General features: G+C 71.6%; 15 protein-coding genes and 2 pseudogenes. 10 read left to right on the top strand and 7 right to left on the bottom strand.

The window, feature by feature from the left end; all coding sequences use genetic code 11:
• Window positions 1-87: 87 nt before the first annotated feature.
• Entirely contained in the window at window positions 88-1,440 is a 1,353-nt protein-coding gene (locus HDC93_RS26565) for an MFS transporter (RefSeq protein WP_185013333.1), read from the bottom strand.
• A 200-nt stretch (window positions 1,441-1,640) separates the two neighbouring features.
• Complete coding sequence (locus tag HDC93_RS26560) at window positions 1,641-2,423, bottom strand: IclR family transcriptional regulator (RefSeq protein ID WP_185013332.1); 783 nt, start codon at window positions 2,421-2,423, stop codon at window positions 1,641-1,643.
• 257 nt (window positions 2,424-2,680) lie between these two features.
• On the opposite strand from HDC93_RS26560, the pseudogene HDC93_RS39765 reads away from it, so the two are divergent.
• The 9 genes and pseudogenes from HDC93_RS39765 to HDC93_RS26515 form a co-directional block, all read left to right on the top strand.
• Window positions 2,681-2,938 (top strand): annotated as a pseudogene (locus tag HDC93_RS39765) (5-dehydro-4-deoxyglucarate dehydratase); the annotation flags it as partial.
• Complete coding sequence (locus HDC93_RS26550) at window positions 2,935-4,224, top strand: glucarate dehydratase family protein (RefSeq protein ID WP_185013330.1); 1,290 nt, start codon at window positions 2,935-2,937, stop codon at window positions 4,222-4,224. The pseudogene HDC93_RS39765 and the gene HDC93_RS26550, both read left to right, overlap by 4 nt.
• Before the next feature lie 139 nt (window positions 4,225-4,363).
• Entirely contained in the window at window positions 4,364-5,497 is a 1,134-nt protein-coding gene (locus HDC93_RS26545) for a PfkB family carbohydrate kinase (RefSeq protein ID WP_185013329.1), read from the top strand.
• A 144-nt stretch (window positions 5,498-5,641) separates the two neighbouring features.
• Window positions 5,642-7,789 (top strand): PhoH family protein, encoded by a 2,148-nt coding sequence (locus HDC93_RS26540; RefSeq protein ID WP_185013328.1) that lies wholly within the window; start codon window positions 5,642-5,644, stop codon window positions 7,787-7,789.
• A 14-nt stretch (window positions 7,790-7,803) separates the two neighbouring features.
• Window positions 7,804-8,301 carry an rRNA maturation RNase YbeY gene (gene ybeY / locus HDC93_RS26535; protein ID WP_031106287.1) on the top strand — a complete coding sequence of 166 codons (498 nt, stop codon included), beginning with the start codon at window positions 7,804-7,806 and terminating at the stop codon, window positions 8,299-8,301.
• Window positions 8,302-8,309: 8 nt separating this feature from the next.
• Window positions 8,310-9,614, top strand: a complete 1,305-nt coding sequence (locus tag HDC93_RS26530) for a hemolysin family protein (protein WP_185013327.1) — start codon at window positions 8,310-8,312, stop codon at window positions 9,612-9,614.
• Window positions 9,611-9,970, top strand: a complete 360-nt coding sequence (locus tag HDC93_RS26525; protein ID WP_185013326.1) for an MmcQ/YjbR family DNA-binding protein — start codon at window positions 9,611-9,613, stop codon at window positions 9,968-9,970. The genes HDC93_RS26530 and HDC93_RS26525 overlap by 4 nt, the downstream gene beginning before the upstream one ends.
• A 36-nt stretch (window positions 9,971-10,006) precedes the next feature.
• Window positions 10,007-10,360: a cytidine deaminase gene (locus tag HDC93_RS26520; RefSeq protein WP_030836448.1), complete on the top strand. Its 354-nt coding sequence runs from the start codon at window positions 10,007-10,009 to the stop codon at window positions 10,358-10,360.
• 171 nt (window positions 10,361-10,531) lie between these two features.
• Window positions 10,532-11,008 carry a hypothetical protein gene (locus HDC93_RS26515; RefSeq protein ID WP_185013325.1) on the top strand — a complete coding sequence of 159 codons (477 nt, stop codon included), beginning with the start codon at window positions 10,532-10,534 and terminating at the stop codon, window positions 11,006-11,008.
• Between the two features lie 24 nt (window positions 11,009-11,032).
• Here HDC93_RS26515 and HDC93_RS26510 read toward each other — a convergent pair whose 3' ends face one another.
• Window positions 11,033-11,371, bottom strand: a complete 339-nt coding sequence (locus HDC93_RS26510; protein ID WP_185013324.1) for a P-II family nitrogen regulator — start codon at window positions 11,369-11,371, stop codon at window positions 11,033-11,035.
• Window positions 11,368-11,667 (bottom strand): annotated as a pseudogene (locus HDC93_RS26505) (ammonia channel protein); the annotation flags it as partial. The pseudogene HDC93_RS26505 and the gene HDC93_RS26510, both read right to left, overlap by 4 nt.
• Before the next feature lie 281 nt (window positions 11,668-11,948).
• On the opposite strand from HDC93_RS26505, the gene era reads away from it, so the two are divergent.
• A complete protein-coding gene (era, locus tag HDC93_RS26500; RefSeq protein WP_097216527.1) occupies window positions 11,949-12,911 on the top strand; it encodes a GTPase Era in 963 nt (320 codons plus the stop codon).
• A 163-nt stretch (window positions 12,912-13,074) separates the two neighbouring features.
• Here era and HDC93_RS26495 read toward each other — a convergent pair whose 3' ends face one another.
• From HDC93_RS26495 to HDC93_RS26485, 3 genes are all read right to left on the bottom strand, one after another.
• Window positions 13,075-14,397: a GH1 family beta-glucosidase gene (locus HDC93_RS26495; RefSeq protein ID WP_185013323.1), complete on the bottom strand. Its 1,323-nt coding sequence runs from the start codon at window positions 14,395-14,397 to the stop codon at window positions 13,075-13,077.
• An 83-nt stretch (window positions 14,398-14,480) separates the two neighbouring features.
• Window positions 14,481-14,747: a protealysin inhibitor emfourin gene (locus HDC93_RS26490; RefSeq protein ID WP_185013322.1), complete on the bottom strand. Its 267-nt coding sequence runs from the start codon at window positions 14,745-14,747 to the stop codon at window positions 14,481-14,483.
• 20 nt (window positions 14,748-14,767) lie between these two features.
• Window positions 14,768-15,829 (bottom strand): M4 family metallopeptidase, encoded by a 1,062-nt coding sequence (locus HDC93_RS26485; RefSeq protein ID WP_185013321.1) that lies wholly within the window; start codon window positions 15,827-15,829, stop codon window positions 14,768-14,770.
• Window positions 15,830-16,128 lie beyond the last annotated feature (299 nt).

Raw genomic sequence — 16,128 nt, 5'->3', positions numbered from 1 at the left:
GGAGCGGCGTCCGGTGCGGCGAGAGCGCGTGCCGGGCGTCGCGACGCCGCGGAGATCCGTCAGAAGCCCCCTGGCCCCGGGCGGGTCTCAGAAGACCTCCGACCCCGCCTTGTCGTAGGCACGCTGGGCGGGGACGGCCGGGGTCTCGACCGGGATCTCCACCACCGGCTGTTCCGGGGCGCCGATCTCGGGGATCGCGCCGGTGGGCGTGCCCGTGGTGGCGGCGACCAGGGCGGCCGGGTGACCGCCGCGGCGGCGGATCGCGCCGGGCAGCAGCGGGCGTCCGCCGGTGTGCAGGGCGACGGCGGTCATCGGCAGGGCGATCACCAGCAGCCCGGCGCCCAGGACCGCGCCCATGACCGGGAATCCGGCCTGCGCCGACAGCACGCTGCCGGTCAGCGGCCCGGCCGCCGTGCCCAGCGAGGACGCCGAGCCGACCAGCACCGCCCAGCGGCCACGCGGGTCGAGGGAGGCGGCGAGCCCGATGAGGTACGACAGCACCACCGGGTAGAGCGTGTTCCAGGCGATCTCGCCGGCCGCGAAGCTCCCGAGGTCGGTCGCGGAGGCGCTGAGCGCGATGCAGACGGCGATGAGGACGGTGCCGCCGCCGATGGGTATCGCGCGTCCGAGCCGGGCCCCGAGGGCGCCCGCCGCGAGGACCCCGGTCAGGCCGGCGCCGAGGGCGACGGCGAAGACGACGCCGACGGTGGCCTCGCCGAGGTGCGCCTGCTCCAGGCCGATGCGTCCGCTCACGCCCCACAGGGAGTTCTGGGCGAGCGACCAGCACACCATGGCGGCGGCCAGCAGCAGCCCCGAACGGGCGTGCGGCAGCCGGGCCTTGTGGTGCCGGGCGGGCGCGACGGGCGTGCCGGTGGGAAGGCTGCCGGTGAGCGGCCAGACCGCCAGGGCCGTGAGGGCGATCGCGGCCAGCGGCAGGCCGTGCCCCGGGCCGAGGTGCGGCACGGTCAGATACACGGCGCCCGCGAGGGCGGAGACGGTGAGCAGTCCGGCCGTGGAGGCCCGGTGCGGGTCGCTCCGCCACGCTCTCGGCTCCGCTCGAGCAGGGGAGGCCCCCAGCCCCGCGATGAGGGTCGCGGCGACGGTCGTGGCCGTGCCGGAGCCGAACCCGCCGACGACCGCGCCGGCGACGACGGCGGGGACGGCGGTGGTCAGGGCGGCACCGCCGTAGCCGAGCAGGGCCAGGGCGAGGCCGAGCCGGGCGAGGGTGCGGGCTCCGATCCGTTCGACCCGGGAGGCCAGGGCGAACCCGGCGGCGGCCGAACTCAGCAGCAGGGCACTGCCGACGGCGCCGGCCTGTGTGGCGGAGAGCGGAAGGTCCGAGTCGAGCCTGCCGACGGTGGTGGGCAGCAGATACGGAGCGAGGTACCCGGCCGTGAAAAGGGCGACGAGGGGCCAGGGAGTGGTGCGGGGGGCGAACACGGGCGTTCCCAGGGCATGCGAAAGGAGCGGGGGAGGGGGGGTGGGCGACGACCGTCGACGGACAGGAACGCGCGAGCAATTTGTATCAAGCACGCAGTCGACCACGGGAGCCCGGGACGTGTGATCTGGAGCACGTTGTGTTTGGGGTGGTGAAGCCCGGGTAAACGAGTGCCTTTCGTCAGGCGTCGGCGGCGTTTTCGCTAACGCCAGTGCACCGATCCGGACCCCGACGGAACGGTCGCCTCGGCCTTGATCCGGATCTCCCGCATCACCGCGACGATCCGCTCCTCGTGCGCGGGCGTGAGCCGGGCGACGGGTACCGAGCAGCTGATCGCGTCCAGCGCCGGGCTGTCGTAGCGCAGTGCGAACCCGAAGCCGACGATGCCGGTCACGCCCTCCTCGCGGTCCACGGACCAGCCGCGCGAGCGGGTCTCCGAGAGGTCGGCCAGCAGGGATTCCCGGCTCGTGTGCGAGTTCGGGGTCAGTGCCTCGTAAGGGCCCTCGGGCAGCTCGCCGTCCGGCCGTTCCGCCGGCAGGGCCTTGCCCAGGGCCCCGACGTGCGCGGGCAGGCGCCGTCCCACCCGGCTGATCGTGCGCAGGTACTCGTGCGACTCCCGCGTGGCCAGGTACGCCACGTTCCGCCCGTCCAGCCGGCCCATGTGGATGGTCTCGCCGAGCGCCTCGGACGCCTCGTCGAGGTACGGCCGCACGGCCCCGACCCGCGGGTCGGAGTCGAGGTAGCCGGTGCCGGTGAGCAGGGCGTGGATGCCGATGCCGTACAGGGAGCCGGTGACGTCGGTGCGGACCCAGCCGCGCGAGATCAGGGTCTGGAGCAGCGCGTACATCGAGCTGCGCGGCACGCCGAGTTCGCCGGCCAGCTCCTGGAGCCGGGCCGGACGGTCGCCGCGCGCGGCGAGGAGTTCCAGCAGCTCGACCGTGCGGGCCGCGGACTTCACCTCGCGGACGCCCCCTGTGTCTGACATGTGCCGATGGTAATCGGGCCGCCCGGGCGGTTGACGTTCACATACTCAGGCTTCATTCTCATATATAGATCGCGTCTGCATAAGGAGATGACGGGGAGATGACCGCGAGCGCTGGACCGGTGGCGGTCGCGCAGCGGCTGCGGGACGGCATGGCGGGCGGCGTGCTGTCGTTCCCGCTGACCGCCTTCCGCGACGACGGCACCCTCGATGCGGACGGCTACCGCGCCTATGTCGCCGAGCGGCTCGCCGCCGCACCCGGCGCCTTCTTCACCGCCCTGCGCGACGACGACCACGGCACCCTCGACAAGCTGCTGCGCGACTTCTACGTCCCGCTCGTCGAACTGCGCGACCGCGTCCCCGGGTACGCCGTGTCGCTGGTGAAGGCGGCGGCCCGGCTCCGCGGCCACGGGGTCGGCCCGGTCCGCGCCCCGCTCACCGACCCCTCAGCCGCCGACCTGGCCGCCCTCACCGCCCTCCTCACCGCCGGACTCGACCTCGTGGGAGCCACCCTGTGAACCTCACCATCACCGACGTGACGCTCACGCCGATCCTGGTCGCCGACCCGCCGCTGCTGAACACCCAGGGCGTCCACCAGCCGTACACGCCCCGGCTGATCGTCGAGGTCGTCACCGCCGACGGGATCACCGGCGTGGGGGAGACCTACGGCGACGCCACGTACCTGGAGCTGGCCCGGCCCTTCGCCGAGCGGCTGAAGGGACGCCAGGCCAGCGATCTGAACGGCCTGTTCACGGTCGCGGACCAGGTCGCGGTGGACGCCTCGCGCGTCGAGACCGCCGTCGACGTCGGCGGGCTGCGCGGTGTCCAGACCGCCGACAAGCTGCGGCTGTCCGTCGTCTCCGGCTTCGAGGTCGCCTGCCTGGACGCCCTCGGCAAGGCGCTCGGACTGCCCGTGCACGCGCTGCTCGGCGGCAAGGTGCGCGACGCCGTCGAGTACAGCGCCTACCTGTTCTACAAGTGGGCCGGTCACCCCGAGGGCGTACCCGCCGAGAAGGACGACTGGGGCGCCGCCGTCGATCCGGCGGGAGTCGTGGAGCAGGCCCACCGCTTCACGGAGCGGTACGGCTTCACCTCCTTCAAGCTCAAGGGCGGCGTCTTCCCGCCCGACGAGGAGATCGCGGCGATCAAGGCCCTGGCCGAGGCGTTCCCCGGACATCCGCTGCGGCTGGACCCCAACGGCGCATGGTCGGTGGAGACGTCGGTGAAGGTGGCCCAGGAGCTCGGCGAAGTCCTGGAGTACCTGGAGGACCCGGCGCTCGGCACGCCCGCCATGGCCGAGGTCGCCGAGCGCACCGGGGTCCCCCTCGCCACCAACATGTGCGTGACGACCTTCGCCGAGATCCAGGAGGCCTTCACCCGGGGCGCCGTCCAGGTCGTGCTCTCCGACCACCACTACTGGGGCGGACTGCGCAACACCCAGCAGCTCGCCGCCGTCTGCCGCACCTTCGGCGTCGGCGTGTCGATGCACTCCAACACCCACCTCGGCATCTCGCTCGCGGCGATGACCCACGTGGCGGCCACCGTCCCGAACCTCCACCACGCCTGCGACTCCCACTACCCCTGGCAGTCCGAGGACGTCCTCACCGAGCGGCTCACCTTCGAGGGCGGCGAGGTCGCCGTGTCCGACGCGCCCGGCCTCGGCGTGGAGCTCGACCGCGCGCGGCTGGCCGAACTGCACCGGCGGTGGCTGGACGACGACGGCGCCCTGCGCGACCGTGACGACGCGGCGGCGATGCGGATCGCCGACCCGGAGTGGGTGACGCCCGCGATGCCCCGCTGGTGAGGCCCGCCGGGGCCGGGGGAGGGGGCGTGCGGGGGACCGGCGCGAACTGACGGGACGGGTGGGTCCGGCGTGAGCGGCGTCACGTTGTCGGTGATGTGGTGCAGACTGGCCTGATCCGCACCACGTCAGGGAGCGCACAGTGACCGCGTCCACCGCCCCGGCCGGGAAGGGCCCGGGAAAGGGATCGCACCGCCAGAGCCAGGTCGATCCCCTCGCCCCGCTGCGCACACCGGACGACCCGCCCTGGGACGTCTACCTCACCGGTACCGTCTTCCTGGACATCATCTTCACCGGGCTCGACTCCGCCCCGGTGCGCGGGACGGAGTCCTGGGCGCGCGGCATGGGGTCGAGCCCCGGCGGCGTCGCCAACATGGCCACCGCCCTGGCCCGCCTCGGCCTGCGCACCTCCCTCGCGGCCGCCTTCGGCGACGACCACTACGGCGACTACTGCTGGGACGCCCTGGAGCACGGCGAGGGCATCGACCTCTCACCGTCGCGCACGGTGCCCGGCTGGCACTCCCCGGTGACCGTCTCCATGGCCTACGAGGGCGAGCGCACGATGGTCTCGCACGGCCACGAGCCACCCCCCGAGGAGCCCGCGCCCGCCTGCCCCCCACGCGCGCGTGCCGCCGTCGCCTCCCTCGCCCCCGGCGTGAGCGCACCCTGGATCGCCCAGGCCGCGAGCAACGGCACCCGGGTCTTCGGCGACGTCGGCTGGGACGAGACCGGGGCGTGGGACCTGGCGGGGCTCCCCGACCTGCGGCGCTGCGAGGCGTTCCTGCCCAACGCGCAGGAGGCGATGCGGTACACGGGCGCGGACTGCCCCCGGGCCGCCGCGCACGCCCTCACCGAGTACGTGCCGCTCGCGGTGGTCACCCTCGGCGCGGACGGGGCCTACGCGGTGGACCGGCGCACGGGCGAGACGGCGGAGGTGCCGGCCATCGCGGTCGAGGCGCTCGACCCGACCGGGGCCGGTGACGTGTTCGTCGCCGGGTTCGTCGCCGGGACGCTGGCGGACTGGTCGCTCGCCGACCGGCTGGCCTTCGCCGGACTGACCGCGGCGCTGTCGGTGCAGGAGTTCGGAGGGTCGCTGTCGGCGCCGGGCTGGTCGGAGATCGCGGCGTGGTGGCGCAGGGTCCAGTCCGTCGAGGGGCAGTCGCCCGTGGCGCTGGAGAGGTACGGGTTCCTCGCGGAGCTGGTGTCGGAGGAACTGGTGAGGCCCTGGCCGCTGCGCAGGGCCGTGCCGACGATCGGCTTCCGGCGCTCGGCCTGAGGCTCCGGTGGCCCCCGGGTGTGCAACCCGGCCCCCAAAACCCCTACGGCGTTGTCACTCCCCCGTCGTACCCTGGGAACCGCGAGGCCGCCCTCAGCTGTGCGGCCATGACGAGGAGGAACCGCAGGCCTTAAGCGCCGGCCCATGACTCAATCATCGACAGCTCACACCCCCGCGCAGGAGCAGGCGAGAGCGCAGCTCACCGTCCCCGCCCAGCACCCCATGGTGACCGTGCTGGGGTCCGGCGACTCCCTCCTGCGCGTGATCGAGAAGGCCTTCCCGGCGGCCGACATCCATGTCCGGGGCAACGAGATCAGCGCGGTCGGCGACCCGAAGGACGTCGCCCTCATTTCGCGCGTGTTCGACGAGATGATGCTGGTGCTCCGCACCGGGCAGCCGATGACGGAGGACGCAGTGGAACGCTCGATCGCCATGCTGAAGGCGAGCGACAACGGCGAGAGCGACGGCCAGGAGACCCCGGCCCAGGTGCTCACGCAGAACATCCTGTCCTCGCGCGGCCGCACCATCCGCCCCAAGACGCTCAACCAGAAGCGCTACGTCGACGCGATCGACAAGCACACGATCGTCTTCGGCATCGGCCCCGCGGGCACCGGCAAGACCTACCTGGCGATGGCCAAGGCGGTGCAGGCCCTGCAGTCCAAGCAGGTCAACCGCATCATCCTGACCCGCCCCGCGGTCGAGGCCGGCGAGCGGCTCGGCTTCCTCCCGGGCACGCTCTACGAGAAGATCGACCCGTACCTGCGCCCGCTCTACGACGCGCTGCACGACATGCTCGACCCGGACTCCATCCCGCGGCTGATGGCGGCGGGCACCATCGAGGTCGCGCCGCTCGCCTACATGCGCGGCCGGGCGCAACCGCTCTTCACCAATGTCCTCACACCGGACGGCTGGCGTCCCATCGGGGACCTTCAGGTCGGTGACCTGGTCATCGGGTCCAACGGTGAGCCGACACCGGTCCTCGGCGTCTATCCACAAGGCGAGCGGGACATCTACCGGGTCACGGCCCAGGACGGTTCCTGGACGCTGTGCTGCGGTGAGCACCTGTGGACGGTCCGCACGGCCGCCGACAAGCGCCGAGGCAAGCCATGGCAGGTCCTGGAGACCCGGGAGATGATCGGCAACCTGCGGGCGGCCCACGCTCGCCGGTACGAACTGCCGATGCTCACCGCGCCGGTCCAGTTGCCGGAGCGGGACGTACCCATGGACCCGTACGCCCTGGGACTGCTGCTCGGTGACGGCTGCCTCACCGGCTCCACGACCCCCTCCTTCGCGACCGAGGATCCGGAACTGGCCGACGCTCTGGAGGCCTCGCTGCCCGGTGTCGCCGTGCGGCACAAGCGCCGACCGGACTACGTTCTCAACCGGATCAAGTCCCCGGGCGACGTGATCACCCTGGACAACCCCGTCACGCGTGTCCTGCGTGAACTGGACCTGCTACGTACTCGCTCGCACTCCAAGTTCGTCCCGGACGACTACCTGTACAACTCGGCTGAGGTACGGCTGGCGGTCCTCCAGGGCCTGCTGGACGCCGACGGCGGCCCGGTGACACAGAAGGACCGCACCTGCCGGATCCAGTACACGACGACGTCGGCTCTGCTCCGCGACGACGTCGTCGCCCTGGTGCAGTCGCTGGGCGGTGTGGCGTACACCCGCCGCAGGGCCGCCGAGGGGCGCAGGCCCGGCCTCGCCGAGGGACGAGAGGTCGTCCACCGGTACGACGCTCATGTCATCGACATCCGCCTCCCCGAAGGCATCGAACCCTTCCGCCTCCCCCGTAAGCGCGACAAGTACCTCGCTGCCGGAGGCGGCGGGCGCCCGATGCGGTTCATCGACAGCATCGAGCCCGCCGGACGGGAGGAGACCGTCTGTATCCAGGTGGCGGCCGAGGACTCGTTGTACGTCACGCAGGACCACCTGCTGACGCACAACACCCTCAACGACGCCTTCATCATCCTGGACGAGGCCCAGAACACGAGCCCCGAGCAGATGAAGATGTTCCTCACCCGCCTCGGCTTCGACTCGAAGATCGTGATCACGGGTGACGTGACCCAGGTCGACCTGCCGGACGGGACGAAGAGCGGCCTGCGCCAGGTGCAGGACATCCTGGACGGCGTCGAGGACGTCCACTTCTCCCGACTGTCGTCCCAGGACGTCGTCCGGCACCGGCTCGTGGGCCGTATCGTCGACGCGTACGAGAAGTACGACACCACGCACGGCACCCAGAACGGCGCGCACAAGAGCCGCGGCAAGTCCGGGCACAAGGGGAAGTAGACACACACAGCACCATGTCGATCGACGTCAACAACGAGTCCGGCACCGAGGTCGACGAGCAGGCGATCCTCGACATCGCCCGCTACGCGCTCGCGCGGATGCGCATCCACCCGCTTTCCGAGCTCTCGGTGATCGTCGTGGACGCCGACGCCATGGAGCAGCTCCACATCCAGTGGATGGACCTCCCCGGCCCCACGGATGTCATGTCCTTCCCGATGGACGAGCTGCGCCCGCCCTCCAAGGACGACGACGAGCCGCCGCAGGGTCTGCTCGGCGACATCGTGCTGTGCCCCGAGGTCGCCGAGAAGCAGGGCAAGGACGCGGAGACGCAGCACTCCATGGACGAGGAGCTCCAACTGCTCACCGTCCACGGGGTGCTGCACCTGCTGGGCTACGACCACGAGGAACCGGACGAGAAGGCCGAGATGTTCGGCCTCCAGGCGGCCATCGTCGACGGCTGGCGCTCGGAGCGGGGCCTGACCGGCCCGTCCCCGGCGCCGACGGTCTCGTAACGCCGCCGATGAGTCCGCAACTCGCCCTGGGCGCCATCGCCCTGGTGGTCGTGGCCTGGCTCGCCGCCTGCGCGGAGGCGGGCCTCGCCCGCGTCTCCAGCTTCCGCGCCGAGGAAGCCGTACGCTCCGGCCGCCGCGGCAGCGCCAAGCTCTCCCAGGTCGCCGCCGACCCGACCCGCTACCTCAACGTGGCCCTCCTGGTCCGCGTCGCCTGCGAGATGGCCGCCGCCGCGCTGATCACCTACGGCTGCCTGAAGGCCTTCGACGGCACCACCGAGGCCCTCCTGGTCGCCATCGCGGTCATGGTCCTGGTGTCCTACGTCGCCGTCGGGGTCTCCCCGCGCACCATCGGCCGCCAGCACCCGCTGAACACGGCGACGGTCTCGGCGTACGTCCTGGTGCCGCTGGCCCGGATCATGGGCCCGATCCCGTCGCTGCTGATCCTCATCGGCAACGCGCTCACCCCCGGCAAGGGCTTCCGCCGCGGCCCGTTCGCCTCCGAGGCGGAGCTGCGCGCCCTCGTCGACCTCGCCGAGAAGGAGTCCCTCATCGAGGACGAGGAGCGCCGCATGGTGCACTCCGTCTTCGAACTGGGCGACACCCTCGTCCGCGAGGTCATGGTCCCGCGCACGGACCTGGTCGTCATCGAACGCTTCAAGACCATCCGCCAGGCCCTCACCCTCGCCCTGCGCTCCGGCTTCTCGCGCATCCCCGTGACCGGGGAGAGCGAGGACGACATCGTCGGCATCGTGTATCTGAAGGACCTGGTCCGCAAGACGCACATCAGCCGCGACGCCGAGTCCGAGCAGGTCTCCACGGCCATGCGCCCGGCGTTCTTCGTGCCCGACACCAAGAACGCCGGCGACCTGCTGCGCGAGATGCAGAAGGAGCGCAACCACGTCGCCGTCGCCGTCGACGAGTACGGCGGCACCGCCGGCATCGTCACCATCGAGGACATCCTCGAGGAGATCGTCGGCGAGATCACCGACGAGTACGACCGCGAACTGCCGCCGGTCGAGGAGCTCGGCGACGACCGCTTCCGCGTCACGGCCCGCCTCGACATCAGCGACCTGGGCGAGCTGTACGGTTTGGAGGAGTTCGACGACGAGGACGTCGAGACGGTCGGCGGCCTGCTGGCCAAGGCACTCGGGCGCGTCCCCATCGCCGGAGCCTCGTCCGTCGTGGACCTCCCCGACGGCCGGGAACTGCGGCTGACCGCGGAGGCCGCGGCCGGCCGCCGGAACAAGATCGTGACCGTGCTGGCGGAGCCGGTGGGCCCGGCGGACCCGCCCGAGGAGGAGAAGCCGGAGTGACCCCGCAGGAGTTGCGCGCGTTCTGCCTGTCGTTCAACGCGGCGGTGGAGGACTTCCCGTTCAGCCCGGAGATCTCGGTCTTCAAGGTGCGGGGCAAGCTGTTCGCCCTGTCGCACCTCGACGCGCGCCCCCTCAAGGTCAACCTCAAGTGCGACCCGGACGAGGCGGTCCGCCTCCGCGGCGAGTACGAGGGCCTCATCGTCCCCGGCTGGCACATGAGCAAGCGCCACTGGAACACCGTCACGGTCGACGGCGAGCTCCCGGACCAACTGGTCCGCGAGCTCATCGAGGACTCGTACGACCTGGTCGTCGCGGGCCTGCCCCGAGCGGACCGCCTCCGCCTCGACCGGCCCTGAGACGGGGCCGGGGCGGCCGCTACGTATGCTCGGACCATGACCGACAGCAGCGCGCTCGACCCCGAGGACCGCAAGATCGTCACCCTGGCCCGTTCCGCGCGGGCCCGCAACGGCGTGCCCGAGGGCGCGGCCGTACGGGACGAGACCGGACGCACCTATGTGGCGGGCACCGTGGCCCTGGACTCCCTGAAGCTCAGTGCCCTGCAGACGGCGGTGGCGATGGCCGTGGCCTCGGGCGCGACGTCCCTGGAGGCGGCGGCGGTCGTGACGGAGGCGGAGACCGCGTCCGACGCGGACCGGGCGGCCGTTCGGGACCTCGGCGGTGCGGGGACGCCGGTTCTGGTGGCGGGGCCCGACGGAACGGTCCGGACCACCGTCACCGCCGGCTGAACTTCGCTGTAACCGGCGGTAATTAGGCCAGTTTTCAACCTTGCCGCCGCCTGCCCCACACGCATCAATGGAACCGTCCATTCCGACGGACCGTCAGATTCGACTCTCGGCGGTGTGCCCGCATCCACGCGCCGAGCGGTCCGCCCCCCACGGAAACGGAGCCGGAATCCCATGAGATGCAAGCGAATCGGAACAGGTGCGGCACTGGCGGCCGGGGCCCTCGCGGTCACCGGACTCGCCTTCGCCCCCGCGGCCTTCGCCGTCACCCCCCAGACGGCGACGATCAGCGCGGACTGCGGCACCTTCGGCAGCGGCGAGGCCACCCTCACGGCCACGCAGGACGGCACCGCCGCCACGCTCACCGTCAAGTCCTCCGCGATCACGGCGCCCATCGCGCTGGGAGAGGACTCGATCTCCTCCACCCTCACCCTGGTGAAGGCCGGCGGCGGCACCGTCGACTTCGCCGGCACGGAGAACCCGGCGATGGCCGCCGGCGCCCCCGTCGAGGTCGGCCCGCTCAGCGGCACCGTGGCCTCCGGCGACAGCCTGGAGGCCTTCGGCGGCTCGCTGAAGATGACCGTCTTCGGCATCACCATCACCTGCACGGCGACCGGGCCGCAGTCGCCGGGCCCGTTCGTGTTCGACTGAGCCGGCAGCGGCGCGGCCCCGGTGTCAGAGCGCGTCGGGGCCGCGCTCGCCCGTCCGCACCCGCACGACCGTCTCGACGGGCAGCGCCCACACCTTGCCGTCGCCGATCTTGCCGGTGTGCGCGGCCTTCACGACCGCGTCGATGACGTCCCCGGCCACCGCTTCCTCGACGACGACCTCGACACGAACCTTGGGCACCAGGTCGACCTGGTACTCGGCGCCGCGGTACACCTCGGTGTGACCGCGCTGCCGGCCGTAGCCGCTGGCCTCGCTCACGGTCAGGCCGTGCACGCCGAGTTCCCGCAGGGCGTTCTTGACCTCGTCGAGGCGGTACGGCTTGACGATCGCGGTGATGAGCTTCATGCCTGGGGGGTGACCTTCTGGGCGGGGGAGACGACGGAGGAGGAGACCGGGGCGCCGTGGCCCAGGACCCCGTGATCGTAGGCCGTCTCGGCGTGCACCGTAAGGTCCAGGCCGGTCTGCTCCTGCTCCTGCTCCTGCTCCTGCTCCTCGGTGGCGCGCAGGCCCATGGTGGCGTCGATCAGCCTGCCGATCCCGTAGGTCACGCCGAACGCGTACACCCCCACCACGGCCACGGCCAGCAGCTGCTTGCCGAGCTGGGCGAGGCCGCCGCCGTAGCGGAGGCCCTCGGCGCCGCCCCTCCTCACCAGAGCGATGAGCAGGGGCATCGGACCGTCCAGGCCGGATCCGGCATCCGCGGGCGTGAGGGACCCCGCCCGCGCGTTCCCGGACCACGGACCCGGTCCGTGCGCGCCGTAGGCGAAGCGAAAGCGGGAGACCAGGACGCCCAACACCGTCCGGGGTGGCCGGCTGAGCATGAGCCCTGGCAGCAGGGCCCACTCTCGCTCAGCCTCCAGGAACGGTTTCGGGAAGCTCACGGCGGACGTCCGGTACGGGGCGGCTCCGGGGATCAGGGAGAATGGGCGGCATGAGCGTTCGTACCCAGTCATCCGAAGAGCCGGCCGGAGCTGTCCACAGGGCCGGTTTCGCCTGCTTCGTGGGCCGTCCCAACGCGGGCAAGTCCACCCTCACGAATGCTCTGGTCGGCCAGAAGGTGGCGATCACGGCGAATCAGCCGCAGACGACGCGGCACACCGTGCGGGGCATCGTGCACCGCCCGGACGCCCAGCTGATCCTGGTCGACACCCCGGGGCTGCACAAGCCGCGCACGCTGCTGGGCGAGCGGCTCAACGACGTCGTGCGCACGACGTGGGCCGAGGTCGACGTGATCGGCTTCTGTCTGCCGGCGAACGAGAAGCTCGGCCCCGGTGACCGTTTCATCGCGAAGGAACTGGCGTCCATCAAGAAGACGCCGAAGATCGCGATCGTCACCAAGACCGACCTCGTGGACAGCAAGACGCTCGCCGAGCAGCTGATCGCCATCGACCAGCTCGGCAAGGAGCTGGGCTTCGAGTGGGCCGAGATCGTGCCGGTGTCGGCGGTCGGCGACCAGCAGGTGGGTCTGCTGGCCGACCTGATCGTGCCCCTGCTGCCCGAGGGCCCGGCGCTCTACCCCGAGGGCGACCTGACCGACGAGCCCGAGCAGGTCATGATCGCGGAGCTGATCCGCGAGGCCGCGCTGGAGGGCGTCCGCGACGAGCTGCCGCACTCCATCGCCGTCGTCGTCGAGGAGATGCTCCCCCGCGAGGACCGCCCCGCCGACAAGCCCCTCCTCGACATCCACGCCTTCGTCTACATCGAGCGCCCCAGCCAGAAGGGCATCATCATCGGCCCCAAGGGCAAGCGCCTGAAGGAGGTCGGCATCAAGTCCCGCAAGCAGATCGAGGCGCTGCTCGGGACTCCCGTCTTCCTCGATCTGCATGTGAAGGTCGCGAAGGACTGGCAGCGGGATCCACGGCAGTTGCGCAAGCTGGGGTTCTGAGGTTTCCGGATAGTCGGACCGGTGTACGGAAGTCGTCTGTTGGTGTGGCCGGGCCTGCTCCGGACACCCGGACACGCGCGCCGTGTTGCCCGGCGGCTTCCCGAACGCCACCGGGGCGACGCCCCGACGGACGCCGAGGTCAGCCTGTGGATCGGGGTGGGCATCAAGCCGTAGGCGTCTGCGCCTTCAGCAGCTCCCGGTACCAGCGGTAGGACGCCTTGGGGGTGCGCTCCTGGGTGTCGAAGTCGACGTGGACCAGGCCGAAGCGGCGTGCGTAGCCCTGCGCCCACTCGAAGTTGTCGAGCAGGGACCACACGAAGTAGCCGCGCACGTCGACGCCCGCCTCCACCGCCCGGTGCAGGGCCCGGACGTGGCCGTCCAGGTAGGCGATGCGGTCCTGGTCGTCGACGCCCGGGTAGGAGCAGCCGTTCTCGGTGATGACGACGGGCGGGAGCCGGTCGCCGTAGCGGTCGCGGAAGGTGGTGAGGAGCTCGGTGAGCCCCTCGGGGACGACGGGCCAGCCGAAGTCCGTGACCGGGCGGCCCTCGATCTCGCGGACGGAGAAGGGAAGTTCGGCGGGCATGGTGATCCCGCCGAACTCGATCTCCGCGCCCTGCGGGGCTCCCACCCGGGTCGGGGCGTAGTAGTTGATCCCGTACCAGTCGAGCGGCTCGGCGATCACCTTCAGGTCCGCCTCGACGTCCCCCGGCATCAGTGCGCCGATGCCGTCCGGGTAGCGGCCCAGCAGCAGCGGGTCCGCGAACAGGCGGTTCAGCAGCAGGTCGTAGAAGTCCGCCGCCTCCACGTCCGCGGTCTGCGTGGACGCCGCCCAGGTCGGGCCGTGCGAGTTGGCGATGCCGATGTCCGACGCGCCCGAGGCGCGCAGGGCCCGGACGGCCAGGCCGTGGGCGAGCAGCTGGTGGTGGGCGGCCGGCAGCGCGTCGAACAGCAGTCGCTTCCCCGGCGCGTGCGTGCCCAGGGCGTGGCCCAGCAGGGTGTGCTCGGCGGGCTCGTTCAGGGTGATCCACTTGGTCACCCGGTCGCCGAGGCGGTCGGCGACCAGTGACACGTGCTCGGCGAAGCGCTCGGCCGTGTCCCGCTCCAGCCAGTCCAGGTCCGCCGGCAGGTCCCAGTGGAACAGGGTCGGCACCGGGCGGACCCCCGCCGCGCACAGGTCGTCGACCAGCCGGTCGTAGAAGTCCAGGCCCTTCTCGGAGCGTGCCCGCGGCCAGGAGACGGAGAAGCGGTAGGCGTTCACGCCCAGGCCGGCCAGGAGTGCCACGTCCTCGCGGTGGCGGTGGACGTGGTCGCAGGCCACCGCCGCCGTCGAGCCGTCCTTCACCCGTCCCGGCCCGGCCGTGAAGGCGTCCCAGACGGACGGCTCGCGCTCGTCCGCGGCGCCCTCGATCTGGTGCGCCGAGGTGGAGACGCCCCAGAGGAAGCCGGCCGGGAAGCGGGGGATCGGATTGCCTGCGTCAGTCGCCATGCGCTGGATCATCCGTACCGGCGGCAACGGAAGTCAACGGCCGGGCGGAAAGGAGCTGTTGCCCGGCCGGTGACGTGGATCCGTCACGCCCCTTCCTTCAGCACCCGCGAGATCAGCTTCCGCTGCTCGTCCGTCAGCCGGGGGTCCGCGCAGTACACGGTCTTCCCGTCCACGGTGAGCTGGTAGCTGAACCCGTCCGGGACGCCGACCGGCGGTGTGCTCCGGCCGGCGGCCAGGGCCTGCCCGGCCAGCGTGTGCCACTCGGAGGCATCGGGCCGGCCCGAGGTGTCCACCTCGGCATACCGCTCGATGCCCGCGAATCCGCCCGTGCGCCGCACCTGAATACGCATGGCCCCTGTCTAGTACGGAACTACAGGGTCCGCACCCCGACCTGCTCCCAGGCCTTCGACACGGCGTCCAGTTCCTCCCCGTCGCCGAAGCGCTCCCGGGCGGCCTTCACGGTGAGCGTGGCGAAGTCGACGAACATCGCCTGCTGCTTCAGCTCGCCGCCGGTCAGGACGTCGTACCAGACCTGTCCGGCCCGCTCCCAGGCGTGGCCGCCGAGGGCCGTGGCGGCGAGGTAGAAGGCGTGGTTCGGGATGCCCGAGTTGATGTGGACACCGCCGTTGTCGCGGCCGGTGCGCACGAAGTCGTCCATCGTCGCCGGCTGCGGGTCCTTGCCGAGGACGTCGTCGTCGTACGCCGTGCCCGGCTCCTTCATGGAGCGCAGTGCCGTGCCGGTCACGCGCGGGGCGAGCAGGCCCGCGCCGATCAGCCAGTCGGCCTCGGCGGCGGTCTGGCCGAGCGTGTACTGCTTGATCAGGGCGCCGAAGACGTCCGACAGGGACTCGTTGAGCGCGCCGGGCTGGCCGAAGTAGGTGAGGTTGGCCGTGTACTGCGTGACGCCGTGGGCGAGTTCGTGGCCGATGACGTCGATCGGGATGGTGAAGTCCAGGAAGATCTCGCCGTCCCCGTCGCCGAAGACCATCTGCTCGCCGTTCCAGAACGCGTTGTTGTAGTCGCGGTCGTAGTGCACCGTCGCGTTCAGCGGGAGGCCGTTGCCGTCGATCGAGTCGCGCTGGTAGGCCTGGAGGAACAGCTCGAAGGTCGCGCCGAGGCCGGCGTAGGCGCGGTTGACGGTGGCGTCCTTGCCGGGCTTGTCGCCCTCGCCGCGGACCTTGTGGCCGGGCAGGTCGGTGCCGTGCCGGGCGTCGTGGACGGTGCGCTGCGGCTTGCCGTCGGCGACCGCGGCGACGGCGGTCGCGCCGATGACCGTGGTGAGGCGGCGCTGGGTGCGCTCGAAGGCGTCGCGCTGCAGGGTGCGGCGGGCGGGACCGGCGAGCGAGGAGTCCTCGGCCTGGGCGAGCTTGTCGAGGACATGAGGCGGAACGATGGTGCAGAAGACGGGCTCGAAGCCTCCGTGAGTCGTCATGCCCGGCACCCTTGCACTGCGTGACGAAACTGTCACTAGTCGCCACCGTGATTGGTGAAATACCGGGACAACGCCCCTCACGCTCCGTGGTGAGTGCTATGGCGAAGTGGTATAGCGCACTTTTTGTCCCGTATGCGCACCGGGTCCCGCATACTGATACGACCCCACGCGCCGGGAGAGGCTCGGCTAGCATGCTGCGCATCATGCGTTTCGGGCTGCTTCTCCTTAGCTGCCGCGGCGAGGGCCTGTAGTCGAGGCCGACTCCCTCCCCGCGGAGCTTGGTGCTGCGTCGTCGGCCG

The sequence above is a fragment of the Streptomyces sp. AK010 genome (assembly GCF_014207295.1).
In the GTDB taxonomy this organism is placed as follows: domain Bacteria; phylum Actinomycetota; class Actinomycetes; order Streptomycetales; family Streptomycetaceae; genus Streptomyces; species Streptomyces massasporeus.
This window is presented reverse-complemented; position numbering and strand designations above follow the sequence as displayed.